Origin of the sequence: Actinoplanes sp. NPDC048988 (assembly GCF_043197815.1) — a bacterium.
Classification (GTDB): domain Bacteria; phylum Actinomycetota; class Actinomycetes; order Mycobacteriales; family Micromonosporaceae; genus Actinoplanes.
On sequence record NZ_JBICTW010000006.1, the window covers coordinates 149,639 to 167,303 of the forward strand.

23 protein-coding genes are annotated in these 17,665 nt (G+C 72.1%); 10 read left to right on the plus strand and 13 right to left on the minus strand.

All coding sequences use genetic code 11. From position 1 onward, the window contains the following. The first annotated feature begins 71 nt into the window (after positions 1-71). The 7 genes from ACGFJ7_RS21355 to ACGFJ7_RS21385 all read left to right on the plus strand — a co-directional run bounded on the left by ACGFJ7_RS21355 (position 72) and on the right by ACGFJ7_RS21385 (position 2,955). Complete coding sequence (locus ACGFJ7_RS21355) at positions 72-500, plus strand: YbaB/EbfC family DNA-binding protein (RefSeq protein ID WP_360256195.1); 429 nt, start codon at positions 72-74, stop codon at positions 498-500. Continuing rightward, complete coding sequence (locus tag ACGFJ7_RS21360) at positions 497-823, plus strand: hypothetical protein (protein ID WP_360256197.1); 327 nt, start codon at positions 497-499, stop codon at positions 821-823. The genes ACGFJ7_RS21355 and ACGFJ7_RS21360 overlap by 4 nt, the downstream gene beginning before the upstream one ends. A gap of 3 nt (positions 824-826) precedes the next feature. Then, complete coding sequence (locus tag ACGFJ7_RS21365; RefSeq protein WP_392643320.1) at positions 827-1,321, plus strand: hypothetical protein; 495 nt, start codon at positions 827-829, stop codon at positions 1,319-1,321. Positions 1,322-1,351: 30 nt separating this feature from the next. After that, a complete protein-coding gene (locus ACGFJ7_RS21370; protein ID WP_392643321.1) occupies positions 1,352-1,822 on the plus strand; it encodes an EndoU domain-containing protein in 471 nt (156 codons plus the stop codon). 18 nt (positions 1,823-1,840) lie between these two features. Beyond that, on the plus strand, positions 1,841-2,284 hold the full coding sequence (locus ACGFJ7_RS21375) for a hypothetical protein (RefSeq protein WP_360256205.1): 444 nt from the start codon (positions 1,841-1,843) through the stop codon (positions 2,282-2,284). 30 nt (positions 2,285-2,314) lie between these two features. Next, a complete protein-coding gene (locus tag ACGFJ7_RS21380) occupies positions 2,315-2,479 on the plus strand; it encodes a hypothetical protein (protein ID WP_392643322.1) in 165 nt (54 codons plus the stop codon). 167 nt (positions 2,480-2,646) lie between these two features. Continuing rightward, positions 2,647-2,955: a hypothetical protein gene (locus ACGFJ7_RS21385; RefSeq protein ID WP_392643323.1), complete on the plus strand. Its 309-nt coding sequence runs from the start codon at positions 2,647-2,649 to the stop codon at positions 2,953-2,955. A gap of 216 nt (positions 2,956-3,171) precedes the next feature. Here the strand turns inward: ACGFJ7_RS21385 and ACGFJ7_RS21390 are convergent, their stop codons facing one another. From ACGFJ7_RS21390 to ACGFJ7_RS21410, 5 genes are read right to left on the minus strand one after another with little or no spacing between them, the layout of a single operon-like run. After that, positions 3,172-4,224: an aldo/keto reductase gene (locus tag ACGFJ7_RS21390; RefSeq protein WP_392643325.1), complete on the minus strand. Its 1,053-nt coding sequence runs from the start codon at positions 4,222-4,224 to the stop codon at positions 3,172-3,174. Further along, positions 4,224-5,024, minus strand: coding sequence for an NAD(P)H-binding protein (locus ACGFJ7_RS21395; protein WP_392643327.1), 801 nt, complete (start codon positions 5,022-5,024; stop codon positions 4,224-4,226). Before ACGFJ7_RS21395 ends, ACGFJ7_RS21390 begins: the two co-directional genes overlap by 1 nt. Next, positions 5,021-5,977, minus strand: a complete 957-nt coding sequence (locus ACGFJ7_RS21400; protein WP_360256218.1) for an alpha/beta hydrolase — start codon at positions 5,975-5,977, stop codon at positions 5,021-5,023. Before ACGFJ7_RS21400 ends, ACGFJ7_RS21395 begins: the two co-directional genes overlap by 4 nt. Next, on the minus strand, positions 5,974-6,753 hold the full coding sequence (locus ACGFJ7_RS21405) for an alpha/beta fold hydrolase (RefSeq protein ID WP_360256220.1): 780 nt from the start codon (positions 6,751-6,753) through the stop codon (positions 5,974-5,976). The genes ACGFJ7_RS21400 and ACGFJ7_RS21405 overlap by 4 nt, the downstream gene beginning before the upstream one ends. After that, positions 6,750-7,553 (minus strand): alpha/beta hydrolase, encoded by an 804-nt coding sequence (locus ACGFJ7_RS21410; RefSeq protein WP_360256222.1) that lies wholly within the window; start codon positions 7,551-7,553, stop codon positions 6,750-6,752. The genes ACGFJ7_RS21405 and ACGFJ7_RS21410 overlap by 4 nt, the downstream gene beginning before the upstream one ends. Positions 7,554-7,699: 146 nt before the next feature. Here ACGFJ7_RS21410 and ACGFJ7_RS21415 point away from each other — a divergent pair, with 146 nt between their 5' ends. Next, positions 7,700-8,269, plus strand: coding sequence for a TetR/AcrR family transcriptional regulator (locus ACGFJ7_RS21415; protein ID WP_392643328.1), 570 nt, complete (start codon positions 7,700-7,702; stop codon positions 8,267-8,269). On the opposite strand, the gene ACGFJ7_RS21420 is transcribed toward ACGFJ7_RS21415, so the two are convergent. The 6 genes from ACGFJ7_RS21420 to ACGFJ7_RS21445 all read right to left on the minus strand — a co-directional run bounded on the left by ACGFJ7_RS21420 (position 8,180) and on the right by ACGFJ7_RS21445 (position 12,992). Beyond that, a complete protein-coding gene (locus ACGFJ7_RS21420; RefSeq protein ID WP_392643330.1) occupies positions 8,180-10,135 on the minus strand; it encodes a LuxR C-terminal-related transcriptional regulator in 1,956 nt (651 codons plus the stop codon). The two genes, ACGFJ7_RS21415 and ACGFJ7_RS21420, sit on opposite strands and share 90 nt — an antisense overlap. Beyond that, positions 10,075-10,446, minus strand: a complete 372-nt coding sequence (locus tag ACGFJ7_RS21425) for a hypothetical protein (RefSeq protein WP_392643331.1) — start codon at positions 10,444-10,446, stop codon at positions 10,075-10,077. Before ACGFJ7_RS21425 ends, ACGFJ7_RS21420 begins: the two co-directional genes overlap by 61 nt. Further along, positions 10,380-10,859: an AAA family ATPase gene (locus ACGFJ7_RS21430; protein ID WP_392643632.1), complete on the minus strand. Its 480-nt coding sequence runs from the start codon at positions 10,857-10,859 to the stop codon at positions 10,380-10,382. The genes ACGFJ7_RS21425 and ACGFJ7_RS21430 overlap by 67 nt, the downstream gene beginning before the upstream one ends. Before the next feature lie 147 nt (positions 10,860-11,006). Then, on the minus strand, positions 11,007-11,648 hold the full coding sequence (locus ACGFJ7_RS21435; RefSeq protein WP_360256226.1) for a fasciclin domain-containing protein: 642 nt from the start codon (positions 11,646-11,648) through the stop codon (positions 11,007-11,009). Positions 11,649-11,728: 80 nt separating this feature from the next. Further along, the gene (locus tag ACGFJ7_RS21440; protein ID WP_360256228.1) at positions 11,729-12,457 is read right to left on the minus strand and encodes an anti-sigma factor; all 729 of its coding nucleotides are present in this window, start codon (positions 12,455-12,457) and stop codon (positions 11,729-11,731) included. Further along, entirely contained in the window at positions 12,411-12,992 is a 582-nt protein-coding gene (locus ACGFJ7_RS21445; protein WP_360256230.1) for a sigma-70 family RNA polymerase sigma factor, read from the minus strand. The genes ACGFJ7_RS21440 and ACGFJ7_RS21445 overlap by 47 nt, the downstream gene beginning before the upstream one ends. A gap of 142 nt (positions 12,993-13,134) precedes the next feature. Between ACGFJ7_RS21445 and ACGFJ7_RS21450 the strand changes: the two genes are divergently transcribed. Together ACGFJ7_RS21450 and ACGFJ7_RS21455 are read left to right on the plus strand one after the other, a co-directional pair. Further along, positions 13,135-13,485 carry a helix-turn-helix transcriptional regulator gene (locus ACGFJ7_RS21450; protein ID WP_360256232.1) on the plus strand — a complete coding sequence of 117 codons (351 nt, stop codon included), beginning with the start codon at positions 13,135-13,137 and terminating at the stop codon, positions 13,483-13,485. Beyond that, a complete protein-coding gene (locus ACGFJ7_RS21455) occupies positions 13,482-14,852 on the plus strand; it encodes a permease prefix domain 1-containing protein (protein WP_360256235.1) in 1,371 nt (456 codons plus the stop codon). The genes ACGFJ7_RS21450 and ACGFJ7_RS21455 overlap by 4 nt, the downstream gene beginning before the upstream one ends. On the opposite strand, the gene ACGFJ7_RS21460 is transcribed toward ACGFJ7_RS21455, so the two are convergent. Further along, positions 14,780-15,451 carry a DUF5701 family protein gene (locus tag ACGFJ7_RS21460; RefSeq protein ID WP_392643333.1) on the minus strand — a complete coding sequence of 224 codons (672 nt, stop codon included), beginning with the start codon at positions 15,449-15,451 and terminating at the stop codon, positions 14,780-14,782. The two genes, ACGFJ7_RS21455 and ACGFJ7_RS21460, sit on opposite strands and share 73 nt — an antisense overlap. A gap of 67 nt (positions 15,452-15,518) precedes the next feature. Further along, complete coding sequence (locus ACGFJ7_RS21465) at positions 15,519-17,633, minus strand: DUF4153 domain-containing protein (RefSeq protein WP_392643335.1); 2,115 nt, start codon at positions 17,631-17,633, stop codon at positions 15,519-15,521. Positions 17,634-17,665 lie beyond the last annotated feature (32 nt).

The window sequence follows — 17,665 nt, forward strand, 5'->3', positions numbered from 1 at the left end:
TCCGGCCGGGGTGGACGAGTGTCGATATCGTCGCGGGCGGGTGAGACTGCCCGCCCGCGAGGAGGTTGACGATGAACAGCCCGATCGATCCGTCCGGCCCGGGTGGCACGCTGGCCGACGTGGTGGCCGCGCTGGGCCGCGCACAGGCGCCCTCCGGCGAGCGACAGGAGCCGGACCCACCGGTCGGTGCGGGCGAAGCCGCGGACGGGCGGATCCGGGTCCGGGCGGTGCCGCCCGGGCGGATCGAGAACCTCGAGCTCGACCCTTCGGTGCTACGGCTGGCCGGTGGGGAACTGGCGCGGGAGATCGAATCGGCCGTCAACGCCGCGCTGGCCGACCTGCAGGGCCGGGCCGGCGCCCTCGCCGGTTCGGCCGATCTCGGTACCCTCACCGACCAGCTCAAGGACATCCAGTTCAACGCCGAGCGCCAGTTCGCGAAGCTGACCGCGTCGCTGGCCGAAGCGCAGGAACAGCTCACCCGCCGGGCCGGTGACCGATGACCGGCTTCTCGATCGATCCGGAGCGGCTCGCCGCGTCCGGGTCCGCTCTGCGGGGCGTTGCCGCGCGGCTCTCCTCGGAGCTGGCGTCCTTCCGGTCCGAGCTGGCGGGCTACGGCACGCCCTGGGGGAGCGACGACATCGGGTCGCTGATCGGTGCCGCCCACGACGAGGTGTCCTCCTGGGCGTTCGAGTGCTACCAGGACGCCCTGGACGAGATGGCCCTGGCCGGCGAAGACGTGATGGACATCAGCGCGCGGTACACCGAGGCGGACGAGAACGCCAGCCGCCGGTTCCACGGTCTGCTCACCGAACCGGGGGACTGAACCGTGGGCATGGAGATCCCGGGCGAGCTCCGGTCGCTGCTCGGGGTACTCGGCTACAACTGGCCGGAGGCCGACGAGACCGCGCTGGTCGAGATGGGGCAGGCGTGGATCTCGTTCTCCGACCGGCTCGAGGCGATCGTGTCGGACGCGACGTCGACCGCCGGCGAGGTGTGGACCGATCACGAGGGCGAGGCGGTGGCCGCGTTCCAGGCGTGGTGGGCCAGAGAGGACAGCCCGGCCCGGACGCTTCTGGACGGTGCGAACGCCGCCACGCTGACCGGTACCGGCCTGACGATCTGTGGCGGGATCGTGCTCGCCCTCAAGGTGGCCGTCATCGCCCAGCTCGCCATCCTGGCCGCGGCGATCGCGCAGGCGCTGGCGACGGCGGTGCCCACGTTCGGCGCGAGCCTGGCCGAGATCCCGATCTTCCAGCAGCTGACCCGGACGGTCGTCGGAAACCTCGTGCAGGAGGCCATCGTCCAGTTGCTGGACGGGTGACCGAACATGGCGAAGGGCTCAGGCCGCCTCATGCGGGCCGCGCTGCGGTTCCTCCGCAAGACGCACAAGCGTTCCCGCCCGGACCGGATGAACCCCCAGTTCACCACCCACACCATCGGCGGTGGCCACGTCCGGCCGGGCCAGTCCAAAGGCTCCGGCTACCACTACCGCCCGGGCGGCGAGGACTTCCCCGGCCGTCGCCTCAAGCCCGGAACGAAGGTCACCTACCCGAACGGTGTGTACAAGGCAGAACCCGAGTTCTTCGACCCCACCCTGAACCCGCCGGCCGGCGCCTGGAAACCGAAAGCGGGAAACGGTCGCGCCAGCACCTTCTTCCCCGACGACTGGACACCGGCACAGGTCGACAACGCGATCTCCGGTGCTTTCAGGAACTCGACGCGGGTGTCCGGGAACAAGTGGACCGGTACCTACAATGGCGTCACGATCGAAGGTTTCTACAACCAGTCCGGCGGCTTCACGCACGGCTGGCCCGTCCCTTAGCGCATCGGAAGGCTCGCGGTGAGTGTTGTCAGCCTGCGGATCGATCCCACGTTCCGCCGTCCCGTCTATCAGGTCGATGATCAGCGGTACGACCTGCTCGGTGAGTGGCTGACCACCGACCTCGGCACCTTCTTCATCGTCATCCTGGACGCGCTCGCGATGGCTGACGAGGTGGCTCGCGGTGAGCCGCCGTTCGAGCAGTGGAGCAGCGAGAACTACGCCGTGTCGTTCACGCCGACGGCGTTGCTGATCACCAACCTGTGGGTGCCCGGCGCCGAGGGTGAGTTTCCCGCCGACATCGCCCGGACGGCGATCGAGGACTATTGGCGATTCCTGGTCGCTCAGCCGGAACCGCCGGCCATCCGGGAGTACCGTCCCGATCTACCGGAATGGCAGGCTGACCTTCTTCGGTGGGAGGAGGGGCAGGGCCGCGCCCACCCGTACCGGGGGCGGCTTTTCTGACCTTCGATTCTTAAGACTGGTGGGGCTTCGGTGAGGGTGCTTCTCGTGCTGGAGACGCTGTTCGTGGTGGGCGTCCTGGCCGTCGGGGCCGGCTGGGTGATGCGTCACCGGGGTCGGCTGAAGCGGGTCGCGTGGCTGGCGGCGGGCGGGCTGGGGCTGCTGGCCCTGGCCGCAATCGGTGACGTCGTGTGGTAGCTGTTCACGCTGGGTCTGGTCGAGGGTGGTGCGTCCAGCTCCGGGATCTTGGCCTATGTTCGCTGGAACTTGACGGTCGGGACGGTCACCGGGGTGGCGGCCGTGGGTGGCATGTCGGCCCTGGCCGGGTCTCTCTTCCTGCGGCTGCCCCGGCCGGCGGAGGGCTGATGTTCGGCGCGGCGTACTCGATCGTTCTGGTTGCCGGGCTGGTCGCTTCGGTGCTGTGGCGGCGACGGCTGGGGCCGTCCGCCGGCCCGGCCACGGCCGGCTTCGCTTTGCTGGCCGTGGCCGACCTCGCCCCCATGGCGTGGAAGGTGTGGGGGAGCGGTTTCGGTCGTCCGGTTTCGGCCGGGCGCGTGCCGGGCCTCACCGACCTGCCACCCGCCCTGATCGCGGGCGAGCTGGTGTTGATGGCGGCCGGCGCCGCCGGAACGGCCTTCCTCGTCGCCGCCGTTGTGCGGCGCGCCCAGCGGTGAGTGTTGTCAGCTTGCCGGATCGATCCCACGGACCGCCGTCCCGTCTACCGGGCCGAGGATCGGCAGCACAACCTGCTTGATGAGTGGCTGACCACCGCGACTTCGGCTCGTTCTTCCGGGTCGCTTCGTATGTTTTGACGATGGCTGACGACGCGGCACCGTTCGACGAGTGGAGCAGCGAGAACTAGAAGTAGAGCCGCCCCACCCGATGGAGGGTCAGGCGACCGGGCGGATGCGGGTGAAGCGGTCCGCGGCGCCGCCGAGGGCTGGGCCGGTGTAGGTGCGCAGCGCGCTCTGCGGGTAGTCCAGCTGGGGCTCGCTCACCCTGTCCAGGGTGGCCAGGTCGTCGGCGGGGAGGTCCAGGTCCAGGGCGGCCAGGTAGTCGTCGAGCTGGGACAGGGTGCGGGGGCCGATGACCGGGACGATCGCTGTGGACCAGCGGCGGCTGGTGTGCCGTAGCCAGGCCATGGCGATGCGGCCGGGCTTCTCGCCGGTACGGGCGGCGATGTCGAGCAGGGCGTCCACCGTGGCCACCTTCTGGGGGGTGTCCTCCTGCTGGCCGATCGCGACCGGGCCGGACAGGCGGCCTTCCTCTCGTGCGCGGTATTTGCCGGTGAGCAGGCCGCCGCCCAGCGGGGAGTAGAGCATCACGCCCAGGCCCAGCGCCTCGGCGGCGGGCAGGAGTTCGCGGTCGGCGCCGCGGTCGGCCAGGTTGTACTCGATCTGCAGGCCGGCCAGGGTCGCCGACCGGCCGGCCCGGTCGGCCACCGTGGCGGCGTGGGCGGCGCGCCAGGCCGGGAAGTTCGACAGGCCGCCGTGCAGGATGTCGCCGGCGCGGACCAGGTCGTCCAGGGCGCCGACGATCTCCTCGCTCGGGGTGACCGAGTCGGGGTGGTGGACCAGGTAGAGGTCGAGGTGGTCGGTGCCGAGCCGTTTCAGCGAGGCGTGCAGGGCGGACCGCATCGCCTTGCGGCTGTTGCCGGTCCGGGTGACGCCGAGGTCGGGCTGGGCGCCGAGGGTGAACTTGCCGGCCAGGACGAACCTGTCCCGGTCGGCGCCGAGCAGGTCGCCCAGGATCTGTTCGGCCTCGCCGAAGCCGTACACGTCGGCCGTGTCGAGCAGGGTGCCGCCGGCTTCGGCGAAGCGGTCGAGGATGGTCCGGGCGCCGTCGCGGGTGGCGCCGCCCCAGGTGGTGCCGAACGAGGCGGTGCCGAGGGCGTACTCGGAGACCCGCAGGCCGGTCCGGGTGCCGAAAGTGGTGTAGCGCATCAGTTCTCCTGTACGGGGTTCGGCACGGCGAACTGGCCGATGCCGTGGAAGTCGTCGCGGTGGGCGACGGCGAAGTCCTCGACGCCGGCGAAGTGCTGGACGATGTGGGCGGGCAGGCCCCGGGCGAGCAGCCCGGACCGGTACGCGTCGAGGTCCATCGGCTCGTAGCGGACGGGCCGGCCGAGCACCCGGGTCAGCACGGCGGCGATCCCGGTGTGGTCCGTCTCCCGCGGGCCGTAGAGCTGGTAGGTGCGCCCGGCGTGCGGCAGCGGGTCGTCCAGCACCGTGGCGATGACCCGGGCCTGGTCCTCGCTGGTGATGGGTGCGTGCCGGCCCGACCCGAAAGGCAGGCCGATGACACCGCCGTCACCCTCGTCGGACCAGCCCCAGATCATCCAGTCGGCGAAGAACGTGGGCCGCAGGTGCGTGGTGCGGAACGGCCCCCGGTCGAGCAGGCGCTCGGCCAGCCAGTGCTCCTTGGCCGCGTTGCTCACGGCGTCGCGCCGGGCGGACACCTGTGACATGTTGACGACCGTGGCCACCTGGTTGTCGGCCGCGGCCTGAGCCACCGTGGCGGTGGCTTCGATCAGGCCGGGCTCGACGGGGTAGCAGAGGTAGACGCCCTCGGCGCCGCGGGTGGCCGCGGTGACCGCGGCCAGGTCGCGCAGGTCGCCCGCGACGACGTCGGCGCCCAGGGCGGCCAGGGCCGCGGAGCGTCTGTCGTGGCGTTCGCGCAGAAGCCGTACGGTGCCGGCTCCGGTCTTGCCGGTGGCGCCGGTGACCAGGAACCGGCAGGTCATGAACGGTCCGCGAGGCGGGCGAGGAGGCGGGCGATCCAGGCCGCCCGAGTCTCGCGGGCGGCGATCGACAGCGTCGCGTCGGGGGCGAGCAGTTCGAACAGGTGGTACCCGCCGGGCCAGATGTGCAGTTCGGCGTCACCGCCGGCGGCCCACAGCGCGGACGCGTACGCCACGTCCTCGTCGCGGAAGACCTCGGCCGAGCCCGCCTCGACGTACGTGGGTGGCAGGTTGGTGAGGTCGGTGGCCCGCGACGCGGACTCGTACGCGGTGATGTCGCCGGTGCCCCGGCGGTCGCCGACGTAGAAGTCCCAGCCGGTGTTGTTGCTGGTCCGGTCCCAGATGCCGAGGCCGTCGATCTGCCGGGCGGAGACGCTGTCGTTGTGCTCGTCGAGCATGGCGTACATCAGCACCTGCCCGGCCAGGGCCGGGAAGCCGCGGTCGCGGGCCATCAGGGTGATCCCGGCGGTCAGCCCGCCCCCGGCGCTGCCGCCGATGGTGATCAGCCGGCCGGGGTCGATGCCGAGTTCGGCCGCGTGCTTCGCGGTCCAGACCAGTGCGGCGTACGAGTCCTCGAGCGCCGCCGGGGCCGGGTGCTCCGGCGCCAGGCGGTATTCGACGGTGACCACGACCGCCCCGAACCGTTCGACGTAGTCGACGACGGGCGCGACCCCGACGAACCGGTCGCCGAAGATCATGCCGCCGACGTGGGTGAAGAAGAAGCCGGGCGCCGATTCCGACGGCTTCGAGGGCCGGAACACCGACACGGTCACACCGCCGGCGTCGTGCACCTCGTGGGTGATGTCGCGGCCCTCCATCAGCTGCTCCAGCGTCGGCGTGAAGCCGGGCCCGCGCAGGGCCGAGAGGTGCGACGGCAGCAGGGTCGGGGTGATCGTCTGGTTGACGACGTCGAGCACGGTCTTGAGCTCGGGGTCGAACGGCGGCGGGGTGATCATGACTGCTCCTTGAGGTAGGTGAGGGCGAGACCGGCGACGTCGCGCCAGCCGCTGTCGAAGACGAGGGAGTGGCCTTTGCCGGGCAGTTCCCGGTATTCGGTGCGATGGCCGGGGCGGTAGAGAGCGGCCGCCTGGCGGGCGGCGACCGCCGGAACGGTGTGGTCCTTGCCGCCGCCGAGGATCAGCAGCGGCCCGCGCCGGCTGTCGTCGAGGCCGGCCTCGGTCGGCGACGCGGGGTCCTTCTTGGCGGCGGTCAGCTCGAAGATGGGACGCCCCGGCCCGGGGATCGCGTGGCGCTGGTACAGCCGGTCGGACTCCTCGCGGCTGACCGCGTTGCCGAAGCCGTACCGGAACTGGCGCCGGGTGAGCATGACCGAGCCGTCCCGGTTGGCCTTGCGGCTGAGTACGGGCAACGCGCTCCGGATCTGGGCCAACGGGAGCGCCTTGACGCCCTTCACCGGAGCCGGGTCGATGGCCACCGCCGCCCGGGCGAGGCCGGCCGCGAGCAGTTTCTGCGCGACGAGCCCGCCGAACGAGTGGCCGACGACGACCGGCGGCTCGGCCAGGGCCGTGGCGTGCCGGGCGTAGTGGGCGGTCAGCTCGGCCACCCCGGTGCCGGCGAGCCGGTCCGGCGCCTGCCGGGTGAGCGCCGCACTGGGGGCCTCGCCGGGCCAGCCCGGTGCGATCGAGTCGTAGCCGTCGCGGTCGAAGAGCTCGCGCCACGGCTCCCAGGCGGTGGAGTGGATCCACAGCCCCGGGATGAACAGGACGGTCATCGCCCGGCCGCCTGCTCGATGACGGCGGTGACGGCGGCCGGCTGCTCGAGCGTGGACAGGTGGTCGGCGGTGACGGTGGTGACGTGGCCGTGGGCGCGCTTGGCCATGGCCTGCTGCTCGGCGGCCGGGATGACCTGGTCGCGGGTGCCGACGACGAACCAGCTGGGCAGCTTCTTCCAGGCCGGGGCGCCGGAGGGCTCCTGTAGGGCGCGGGCGGCGATCGGCGTCTGTGCGGCCGCGAGCGCCCGGCCGGTGGCGGCGGGCAGGTGCGCGGCGAAGATCCGCGGGAACTGGTCACGCTTGACGTACAGGTCGACGTCGCCGGCCGGCAGCGACGGGTCCTGCACGGCGTCGAAGACGGTCTCGGCGGGGGCGGCCAGGGCCGAGCCGGGCTTGGCCCCGGTCAGCTGGACGATCGTCTCGCCGGCGTCCGGGGCGTAGGCGTCGATGTAGGCCAGGGCCTTGACCCGCGGGGTCAGCGCGGCGGCGTTGGTGATGACCGCGCCGCCGTACGAGTGCCCGGCCAGCACTACCGGGCCGGTGGTGGCCTGGTTGACGAAGGCGGCGACCGAGGCGGCGTCGGCGGCCAGGCCGCGCAGCGGGTTCGGTGCGGTCAGCACGGTGTAGCCGCGGTGCTGGAGCAGCGCGGTGACCGGGGCGAAGCTCGACGCGTCGGCCCAGGCGCCGTGCACGAGGACGACGGTCGGCTTGGCCGTGCCGTGCGCGGTGGCCGGGGTGGCCGAAACCGCGAGGGCGGCGACGGCCGCCGCGGCGGCGGCGACCTTGCGGGTGCGGTTCATGGTGTACCTCCAGGCGGTAGCGGAATTACCGATCATTCCGTTCGGTGCCTGAAGCTAAGCACCAGGCAGATAGCGGGAACAAGGGAGTAGTGACCCCGGTTACCTATGACGGAAGGAACGATCATTCCGAGTTGTAGGATGAGGTCATGGCGAGTACAAAGCACGCGGTCGCCCCGCGCGATCAGCTCCTCCGGACGGCGAGCCGCCTGTTCTACACCGAGGGCATCAACGGTGTCGGCGTGGAGCGGATCCTGCAGGAGGCGGGCGTCACCCGGACCACCATGTACCGCCACTTCGACGGCAAGGAAGCACTCGTCGTCGCGTACCTGGAACACGAGGACGCCCGGATGAAAGAGCTCTGGGACTCCGGTCTGGCCAAGGCGGTCTCACCCCAGCACAAGCTGGAGCTGGCCATCGAGGGCATCGCCTTCGACGCCGCCGACCGGCACACTCTCGGCTGCCCGTTCATCAAGGCGGCCGGCGAGTTCCCCGACCCGCGGAGCGCGGTCCGTCAGGTCGTCACCCGGCACCGGGCCTGGTTCCACGACGACCTGCGCGCCATGCTGGCCGAGGCCGGCCGCGAGGACGTGGAGCTCAAGGCCGAGGCGCTGGCGATGCTGCGCGACTCACTGCTGATCGGCAGCTTCCTCGACGACAAGGACAGTGCCCGCCGTACGTTCGTGCGCACCGCCCGCTGGATCGCCGGCCTGAGCTGACTCCAGGGCCGCCGCCAGTTCGGTACGGGAGCGCAGGCCCAGCTTCTGGAAGACCCCGCGCAGGTGGTGCTCCACCGTGCGGACGCTGATGAACAGGCGGGTCGCCACCTCGCGGTTGGACAGGCCGTCGCGGGCCAGGCGGGCCACGTTCAGCTCCCGCACGGTCAACCGGCCGTCGGTCACCGGGGTGCGGGGGCGCGCGGTCTCGCCCGTGGCCGCCAGTTCCAGGCCGGCCCGGGCCGCGAACCCGGCCGCCCCGCGCTCGGACAGCTGCCGGTAGGCGACGCGGAGCTGCTCGCGGGCGTCGACGCGGCGCCGGCCGCGGCGCAGCCATTCCCCGTACGACAATCGGGCCCGGCCCTCATAGACGGTCATGCCGGCCCGCGCGAACCGTTCGATCGCCACCACGTGATGGCCCTGGGCGTCGGCGCTGGTCAGGCCGCGGGCCGCCGCGAGGGTGCCCAGCGCCCAGTCCCCGCCGACCGGCTCGGTCAGATCGGTCAGCTCGGCCAGTGCCCGCCTGGCCAGAGCGTGGTCGCCCACCCGCGTCGCGGCCTCGACCAGCTCGCCGAGGATCCGGGACGAGTAGTTGACCTCCCGGATGTGCGGCAGCTCGGCGACGCCGGCCGCCACCGCCTCGTCGTATCGGCCGAGCCCGTTGGCCAGGATCGCCTCGGCGAAGTGGGCGATGCTCAGGACGCTGCCGTCGCCCCGGGCCTCGGCGCCGGCGCGGATCTGTCCGGCGTACCGCCCGGTCGACTCGGCGTCTCCCTGCCAGGCCGCCGTCAGCAGGCGGATGTGCCGGGGGAACGGATGACCCGTCAGGTCGTTCACCACGTCGATCTCGTCGGCGAGTGTGGTCGCCTCGGCCAGGCGCCCCTCGGCCAGCGCGGCCGACCCGGCGAACGAGAGCGCCACCGGCAGGCTCAGCAGCAGGCCACCGGCCCGGGCGGCGGCGACATGACGGTCGGCCAGACAGCGGAACGACCGGAGGTCCCACAGATCGATCGCCGCGGTGCAGTCGCAGCCCAGCCACTGCGGCGCGAGGAGCCCGGGCGGCCCGTCGAGCAGCCCGGCCACCGCCCGCCGCAGCACCGGGATCGCCGCGGCCCGGTCGCCGACGCCCACCAGGGCCTGCCCGCGGACGAGCATGTCGACCGGATGAGTGGAGTCGGCGCCGATCGCGTCGAGCACGGCCCGGCCCACCTCGGCCCGGCGCCGGTCGGCGGCGCCGCCGGGCAGGCCACTGGCGAAGACGGCGGTGAACATGGCCTCGTGGTAGGTGCCGCGGGCCAGTTCCGGTTCCGGGCCGGTCAGCCGCCGGGCCGCGGCGAGCAGGTCGTACGCGACGGCGGAGTCCCGACTGGTCTGGTACTCGACCTGCGCCCGCAGCCGGGCCGCGACGGCCGCGTCCCGCTCGCTCAGCGCGTCGGCGTCCACTTCGGCCAGCAGTGCGCTCGCCCGCTCCGGTGCGCCCGAGTCGAGCCGGGACTGGGCGGCGGCGAGCCGGCGCCGCACCCGGCCGGCCGGTGCTGGGCTCAGGGCCGCCGCCCGTTCGAGCAGGGCCGACGCGGCGGCGGCGCCACCCCGGTTCCCCGCTCGCCCGGCCGAGGCGGTCAGCTCGGCGGCGATCTGCTCGTCCGGTTCGACGGCGGCCTGACCGCGATGCCAGGCCCGCTGGTCCGGGTCGTCGTCGAGGGCGCCGGCGAGCACGGCGTGGGCGCGTCGGCGGTCGACCGGGCCGGCGGCGCCGTAGACCGCGGACCGGACGAGCGGGTGGCGGAACAGCACCCGGGACCCGACGGTCAGGGCCCCGGCCCGCTCGACGGCGTCGACCGCCTCGCGGCCCAGGCCGGCGGCGCGCATGGCCCGCTACCGCAGATCGGGGTCGCCGGTGGGGTCGGCGGCGGCCAGCAGGAGCAGCCGGTGGGCCGGCTCGGGAAGGGGCTGGAGCTGGGAGCGGAAGCTCTGCTCGATACGGGTGGCGAGCGGGGTCGCGCCGCCGCCGGGCCGGTGTAGCGCAGCGCCCGGGGCAGCTCGCGCGGGGCCAGCGGGCTGCCCGCGGCCTCGGTCAGGGAGCGGTCCAGGACGCGGGGGCCGGCCGGTTCGCTCAGCGCCCGGCCCAGCAGCGCCCGGGCCTCGGGTTCGGCCAGCCCGCCGACCTCGAGCCGGTCCATGCCCTCGAGTCGGTGCCGGCCGAGCGGGCAACGAAGACGAGGGCGATGCCCTCCGAGGCGAGCCGGCGGCCGGCGAAGGTCAGGACCCGGCGCGAGGCCTCGTCCAGCCACTGGGCGTCGTCGACCAGGCAGAAGAGCGGGCCCTCCTCGGCCAGCACACCGAGCACGGCCAGGCCCACGAGGAAGGGGCTGGGCGGCGGCGCCGACCGTAGCCCCAGGGCCGTTTCCAGCGCGATCTGTTGCGGCTCGGGCAGCTGATCGAGCCGATGGGTCAGGACGCCCAGGAGCTGATCCAGCCCGGCGTACGGGAAATCGCTCTCCGATTGCACCCCGACCGCCCGCAGCACCCGCAGGCCGCTCGTGTCGAGGCTGCCGGCCGATGCGGTCTTGCCGATGCCGGCCTCGCCGTGCAGACCACCGCGGCGCTCTCACCGGCCCGGAGCGGCGCGACCCGGACGACCGGGACGACCCGGAGGCCGAGACCGCCGAGACGGGCGAGCCGGCCGGGGAGACCCCGGCCGGCTGCCGTCACCTTTATCCGTCGTCGTGGTGACGCGGGGTCAGGGCAGGTTGATCGGGCGCAGGACCCGGTCGATGCCGTGGGCGATCTGCTTGTTGCCCTTGTTCACGTCGAACCGGTTGACCCGCGGGTTGCGGTCGCTGCGGTCGGCGTCGATGAGGGCGATGCGCTTGTGCCAGCGCGGGCCGTACACGTCGACCTTGATGGTGGAGCCGGCGGCCGTCTTGAGCTTGGCGCCGTCGGCCTTGAGGGCGGCCTTGCGGTCGATCGTGCTGCCCGGGACGACGTGGTAGAGCAGGACCGACTCGACGGTGTTGATGCCGAGACCGGCGACGGCGGTGAAGGCCGCCTTCTCGCCGGGCAGCCGCTTGGTGTGCTGGATGTCGGCCACGAGCAGGCGGAAGGCCAGGTCGTTGGGGATGAACGCGGTGACCGGGGTCTTGCCGTCGGCCAGCACCTTGACCGGGCTGGCCGGCTTGGCCTTGAGCACCGCCTGCACGGCGGCGGTCAGGATGTCGTAGTCGTGACCGTTGCGGTCGAAGCCGCTCTTGTCCGCGGTCAGCACCGCGGCCAGGGACTTGGTGCCCAGCGGCTTGGTCCCATGTGCGCTGGCCGGAGCGGCGGTAAGGGCGGAGGCGACGATGGCCGCGGTCGCGACGGCGGCGGCTCGGGTGATCCTCATTGTCGTGCGTCCTTCCGGGTACGGGGTGGCTGCGGTGCCACCACCCCGTACTTCGCCCGGCGGAGGCCGGATGGATGCACCTAACTTGTGAGAGTTCCGCGCAGCAGGCTGCGGCCCGAGTGGGTGGCGTCGCCGTCGTGCGGTTCGTCGCTGACGTCGACCAGGCGGAACCGGTTGAGGTCGGTGCCCGGTGGCACGGGCAGCAGCGCGTCCGGCTTGTCGGAGAGGTTGCCGATGGCCACCATCTTCCCCGGGCTGTCCGGGTCGAGCAGCCACACCTCGTGGAAGCCGGTGGTCAGCGGCAGGTTGCTCACGTCGATGCGCAGTTGCCCGTCGGAGAGCACCTGCACGTCACCGCCGGCGTTCGGCGGCACGGTCTTCAACGGCTCCAGTGTGGCCCGCGCGATCACCTGATCGTCCGGGGCCTGGCCGGCCAGCCGGTCCACGGCGATCACACCGGCCACCGCGAGGACCGCCGCGGCGGCCGCGGCCAGCACCGGCGTCAGCCACCGGGGCCGGGCCCGGCGGGGCCGTCCCCGCGCCGTCCGGATGTCGACCACCGGGGCCGCCGGGCGGGCGGGTTCCGGCGCCTGGGCGATGCCGGCCTCGATGGCCTGCCAGACGTGTTCCGGCGGCGGGGGCAGATCGCGCAGCTCCTGCCCGCCGGAGCCGAGCTCGGCCACGTGGCGCAGAGCCTGCATCTCGTGCCGGCAGACGTCGCACTGCGTCAGGTGGTCGGCTTCGTTCAGTTCCTCGAGTTCTTCAGAGAGCGCGAGTAGGACCAGCCGATCGGGATCCAAATGTTGCACCGTCCACCTCCCAACGACGTCGCAGGTTGGCCATTCCCCGGCGGATATGGCTCTTGACCGTACCGAGCGGCAGTCCGGTGACCGCCGCTATCTGTGGATGAGTGAGATCGTCGAAGAACGCCAGTTCCAGTGTGCGCCGCTGTTCGGCCGGCAACCGGGACAGTTCGTCGGCGACCACGAGCCGGTCGACAGTCTGCTCCGGTGTGTGCTCGGGATCCGGCGGCGGCGGTTGCTGAGCCTGGACCACTTCGGCCGTACGCTGTTCGCGCGCCGCCGACCGCAGCCGGTCGACCGCCTTGCGCCGGGCGATGCCGAGCAGCCAGCCCAGCAGGCTCCCGCGTTGGGGATCGAAGCTGTCCCGGCCGGTCCAGGCCGCCACGAACGTCAGCTGGGTGACGTCCTCGGCGTCGGCCCGGTTGCCCAGCAGCCGTTGCGCCAGGTACAGCACGGCTGAGCCATGTCTGTCGTACGCCGTACGTAATGCCGTCTCGTCGCCGTCGCGTAACCGCTCGGCGAGCTCGTCGTCGGAGCTCATCGACCTCCTTCCTCCGATAAGGGTTCACCTGTCAGTTCGCTCGGCAGGCCCGCCGCGGTTGCACCCGCCGGCGGAAAAGTATTCCGTTCCTTGACGCCTAGAACTACTATGCCTCGTACTTCTAGGTATCAGGGAGGTGCCCGTGCGTGTGACGAAGGACCTCGTGGCCGCCTCGGCGACACCCATCGTGCTGGGCATTCTCGCCGAAGGCGAGAGCTACGGGTACGCCATCCTGCGGCGTATCAACGACCTGTCCGGCGGTGAGCTGGACTGGACCGAGGGTTTCCTCTATCCCCTGCTGCACCGGCTCGAGCGCCTCGGCCACGTCGAGGCGAGCTGGCAGGCGGTCGCCGGGGAGCGCCGCCGCAAGTACTACCGGATCACCCCGCAGGGCCGGGCCGAACTGGCCGAGCAACAACGTCAATGGCAGGCGGTGGTCGGCACGCTCAAGCAGGTCTGGCCACTGTTCATTTCTCTGGAGGGCACCGCGTGACGGTCACGAACGGCAAGGACGAGCTGGAGGACCAGTTCGTGCAGTGGCGGCAGTACGTGCGCCGACGGCCCGAGCTGGTGGAGTCCGACGCCGACGAGCTCGAGGACCACCTCCGCGACTCGGTCGACGAGCTGGTCACGCTCGGGCTGAGCCGCGACGAGGCGTTCCTGGTCGCGGTCAAGCGGATGGGCGGGCTCGACGACCTGTCCCGGGAGTTCGCCCGCGAGCATTCCGAACGGCTGTGGAAGCAGCTGATGTTCACCGGCGAGTCCGGCCGCTCCGGCGACCCGGCCAAGCGGCGCGACCTGTACGCGATGCTGATCTGCGTGGCCGGCGCCATCGTCTCGATCAAGGTGCCGGCGCTGTTCGGGCGCTCGTTCACCGACTTCGGCGTCTTCTACGGCGCCAACCTGAGCCTGTTCGCCTTCCCGTGGCTGGCCGGCTTCCTGCTCTGGCGGCGCCGGCCCGCCCCTTGGGTGTACGGGGTGCTGGTGGCCCTGTTCGCGCTGGGCGCGGTCGTGGCCAACGTCTACCCGCCCGAGGGCGACTCCCAAACGGTCGGCCTGATCATGACACATCTGCCGGCCGCGCTGTGGCTGGTGCTGGGCCTGGCCTACGTCTCCGACGACCCGCGCTCGACACGCCGGCGGATGGACTTCATCCGCTTCACCGGCGAATGGTTCGTCTACGTCGTCCTGATGATGCTCGGCGGGGGGGTCCTCATCGCCTTCCTGTACGGCATCTTCGAGGCGATCGGCGTCCAGGCCGACCCCCTCATCGAGGACTGGGTGGTGCCGTGCGGCATGGTGGCCGCGGTCGTCGTCGGCGGATGGCTGGTCGAGGTCAAACAGGGCGTCATCGAGAACATCGCGCCGGTGCTCACCCGGCTGTTCACCCCGCTGTTCACCGCCGCCCTGCTGGGCTACCTCGTGGTCATCGGCTGGAACGGCCGCGGCATCGACGTCGACCGCAGCGCGCTGGTCATGTTCGACCTGCTGCTGGCGGTGGTCCTCGGCCTGCTGCTGTACTCCCAGTCGGCCCGTGACCCGCTGGCCCCGCGCGGGCCGTTCGACGTGATGCAGCTCGCCCTCGTGCTCAGCGCCCTGCTCATCGACGCTCTGGTGCTCTACACGATGGCCGGCCGGATCGCCGAGTACGGCACCACCCCCAACAACGTGACGGCGATCGGCCAGAACATCGTGCTGCTGGTGAACCTCGCCTGGTCGGCGTGGCTGCTGCTGAGATTCGTCCGCCGGCGCGGCGGATTCGCCGCCATCGAACGATGGCAGACCCTTTACTTGCCGGTGTACGCCGTGTGGTTCTGGACCGTCGTGCTGATCCTGCCCCCGGTGTTCGGCTTCCGCTGACCAGCGGACGCGAAACCGAGCCACGTGTGCCGGTTGCCGGCCCAGCACCAGCCGACCTTCGGGGCCCGGCGGTGGGTGGCGCCGTCGCGGCCGGTCCCGTTGCTGATCCAGATGGCGGGGGTTCGGGCGTCGAGGGCGCCGCCCTTCGGTTTGCGGGAGCCGATGGTCATGAAGCAGTGGTTGGGCTCGAGCACCTTCGGCTCCTGCAGCAGCCAGCTGATGCCCTCGTTGACGGTCAGCGGCGTCCGTCCCCGCTGGAGGATCGCCGGTAGCGCCTCGTTCGGGCTCCAGTTGCGCATGTCGTCGCCGCGGTCGGGATCATGGATGACGTAGAGCGGCCCGGCGGGCACGTCGAGGCCGTCCAGGGGAACGAAATCCTCCAGGTCGGTCAGGTCCTCGACGACGAAGCCGGGCTTGTCGCGGTGGCGCAGCAGCGGCGCCAGTTGCCGGGCGGTGGCCAGCGTGGCGTGCACGGCCAGCACGCCGTGGGGTTCGTCGGGCAGCTCGGCGACGTGGGCGGCGAGTTCGGCCGGGCTTACGCCGGTGACGTCGGTCAGACCGGCTTCGATCAGGCGGTTCAGCTGATGGCTCAGGCTCATAGGGCAATACAACGTACGCCACACGGAGTTATTCCGGTGCTCCGGCCCGAAAGCCGGAGCACCTCCTTCAGCGGCGCGTCTTGGGCAGGTCGAACTGGTCGGCCGCCTTGCAGTCCTTCTGGCTTCCGATGGCGGCCGGGCCCAGCTTGTCGAGGGCTTCGCGGGCCCGCTGGCGGCCGAGGTTCCAGGCGTACCAGGGATCGGGCTCCTTCAGATCCTCGGCGATCCAGCTCAGCGTGCACCGGCGTACCGGGTCGGGCAATTTGGTCAGAGCGGGAGTCGCGTCGGCCGAGAGGGCACGCAGGTACCAGGCGTCGATCTTGCCCGAGCCCTCGTAGCGGGCCGCGTTACGGCTGGCCACATAGCCCTCGGGGTCCAGGGCAGCCAGGCCGAGCAGCATCAGGACGGCCAGGCCGACGGTGGAGGCCGGGATCCAGCGGCCCTGCCACTTGACACCGGCCACGGCGATCATCACGAAGATGACGCCGAGCAACATCTCGGACGCCATCACGAAGATCCGCTCGCCGGTGAAGCTGTAGACGCGCTGGTACTCCCACATGCGCGACAGTGCCGAGGCCACGATGACGACACTCAGGGCACAGAGCAGGCCCAGCAGTACGCGCAACAGCAGCCGTTCCGCCCGGGTGTCCCGTTTCGACCAGCGGGCCAGGGCCGCGATCAGGGCCAGCGACAGCAGGGTGACCGCGACCAGCTGCCAGAAGCCGCTGCGGGCGTACTGCGAATAGCTGAGCCCGGCCGTCTTCAGCACGTGCCGGCTCCCGCCGAACAGCACGGTGAACTGCACCGCCACGAAACCGGCGAAGAGCAGCACCAGCGCGGCGCCGGCCGGGGCCCACTCGATCAGGCCGAACCGGCCCCGGCCGCCGGTGTCCAGGCTGGAGGTCGCCGGGGGAGCGGTGAGCATGTAGATCCCGGACACGGCGAGCAGGCCGCCGGCCGCGGCCAGGAAGATCCACTTGAAGATCGCGCCGACGTTGAAATCGGGCACGGCGTCGTCCAGCAGCTGCGAGAACGCGACGTCAGCCGACGAGAGCAGCGCGCCGAAGACGAGCAGCACGACGACGGTGAGGGCGACCGAGAAGAAGATCCGCCGGGTGATCCCCGGGTTGCGGCCGGCGGTCAGATGCCGGCGGACCCAGGGGATGCCGGCGAGCGCGGCGTACGGGGCGGCGACCAGGCTGAACAGGATCGACCGGACCTGCCGGCCGCCGACGATGGCCAGCGCGGTGCAGCCGATCGCGCCCAGCACGCTGAATGTGACCAGCCACCACGCGTTGCGGAAGGCCGGGACGAGCAGCAGGGCGAGCGCGGCCGCGGCCCAGCCGGAACGGATCAGCCGCTCCTGGCGGGACAGATCCTTGGCCTGGCGGACCGCGAAGCCGACGCCCAGCGTGAGCGCCAGCCAGCCGAGGAACCAGCCGATGCCGACCCGGTTCAGCGGCAGGAAGGCCAGGAAGCCGACGGCGCCGGCGAGGACACCGGCCGGTACGGCCTTGCCGCGGGCCTGCTTGGGGCCGGGCCAGTGCTTCTTGCGGAAGGTCGACCAGGCGCTCGGCTGCCTCTCGTAGGTGCCGAACGGGCGCAACGGCTGCGGGTAGGGCTGGGGTTGCGGGCGCTGGGCGAGCACCGCCTGCGGGTTCGGCGGCGGAACCACCCGGGGCTCCTGAGCCGCGCCGGCTGGCGCCGCCACGGGCTGCACGGGCGCCGCCTGCACGGGCGCCGCTTGCACGGGCGCCGCCTGCGGTGCGGGCGTGTGTTTTGCGGGCGTTGGCTGCGGCGCGGCCTGCCCGGGCGTTGGGTGCGGCGCGGCCTGTGCGGGCGTCGGCTGCGGCGCGGGCTGCCCGGGCGTTGGGTGCGGCGCGGCCTGTGCGGGCGTCGGCTGCGGCGCGGCCTGTGTGGGCGTGGGCTGGGTGACCGGCTTGGGGGCGGCCGGCTGTGAGGGCGTGGTCTCGACCTGGACCATCGGGAGGAACACCGCGAATCCCCGGGTGCCCGACGGGATCTGGACCGGGATGGCCCAGGCCGTCTCCCCGTCGGCGCCGGGCCAGACGATCGACGGGATGGCGTCGGTCGGCGGCATGACCAGCAGCTGGGGCGCCGGCGCGGGAACGTCTTCGGCCTGGTCCGGTGGACCGGGCTGCTTCGGTGGCAGGTCCGCCATTGCACCCTCCTGAGTTGATCGGAGCGGCGACA

Excerpts from the sequence above, each read along its gene's own strand:
- ACGFJ7_RS21355 (WP_360256195.1), top strand. The coding sequence starts at position 72 with ATGAACAGCCCGATCGATCCGTCCGGCCCGGGTGGCACGCTGGCCGAC.
- ACGFJ7_RS21360 (WP_360256197.1), top strand. The coding sequence starts at position 497 with ATGACCGGCTTCTCGATCGATCCGGAGCGGCTCGCCGCGTCCGGGTCC.
- ACGFJ7_RS21370 (WP_392643321.1), top strand. The coding sequence starts at position 1,352 with ATGCGGGCCGCGCTGCGGTTCCTCCGCAAGACGCACAAGCGTTCCCGC.
- ACGFJ7_RS21385 (WP_392643323.1), top strand. The coding sequence starts at position 2,647 with ATGTTCGGCGCGGCGTACTCGATCGTTCTGGTTGCCGGGCTGGTCGCT.
- ACGFJ7_RS21390 (WP_392643325.1), bottom strand. The coding sequence starts at position 4,224 with ATGCGCTACACCACTTTCGGCACCCGGACCGGCCTGCGGGTCTCCGAG.
- ACGFJ7_RS21395 (WP_392643327.1), bottom strand. The coding sequence starts at position 5,024 with ATGACCTGCCGGTTCCTGGTCACCGGCGCCACCGGCAAGACCGGAGCC.
- ACGFJ7_RS21400 (WP_360256218.1), bottom strand. The coding sequence starts at position 5,977 with ATGATCACCCCGCCGCCGTTCGACCCCGAGCTCAAGACCGTGCTCGAC.
- ACGFJ7_RS21405 (WP_360256220.1), bottom strand. The coding sequence starts at position 6,753 with ATGACCGTCCTGTTCATCCCGGGGCTGTGGATCCACTCCACCGCCTGG.
- ACGFJ7_RS21410 (WP_360256222.1), bottom strand. The coding sequence starts at position 7,553 with ATGAACCGCACCCGCAAGGTCGCCGCCGCCGCGGCGGCCGTCGCCGCC.
- ACGFJ7_RS21415 (WP_392643328.1), top strand. The coding sequence starts at position 7,700 with ATGGCGAGTACAAAGCACGCGGTCGCCCCGCGCGATCAGCTCCTCCGG.
- ACGFJ7_RS21420 (WP_392643330.1), bottom strand. The coding sequence starts at position 10,135 with ATGCGCGCCGCCGGCCTGGGCCGCGAGGCGGTCGACGCCGTCGAGCGG.
- ACGFJ7_RS21425 (WP_392643331.1), bottom strand. The coding sequence starts at position 10,446 with ATGGACCGGCTCGAGGTCGGCGGGCTGGCCGAACCCGAGGCCCGGGCG.
- ACGFJ7_RS21435 (WP_360256226.1), bottom strand. The coding sequence starts at position 11,648 with ATGAGGATCACCCGAGCCGCCGCCGTCGCGACCGCGGCCATCGTCGCC.
- ACGFJ7_RS21445 (WP_360256230.1), bottom strand. The coding sequence starts at position 12,992 with ATGAGCTCCGACGACGAGCTCGCCGAGCGGTTACGCGACGGCGACGAG.
- ACGFJ7_RS21460 (WP_392643333.1), bottom strand. The coding sequence starts at position 15,451 with ATGAGCCTGAGCCATCAGCTGAACCGCCTGATCGAAGCCGGTCTGACC.
- ACGFJ7_RS21465 (WP_392643335.1), bottom strand. The coding sequence starts at position 17,633 with ATGGCGGACCTGCCACCGAAGCAGCCCGGTCCACCGGACCAGGCCGAA.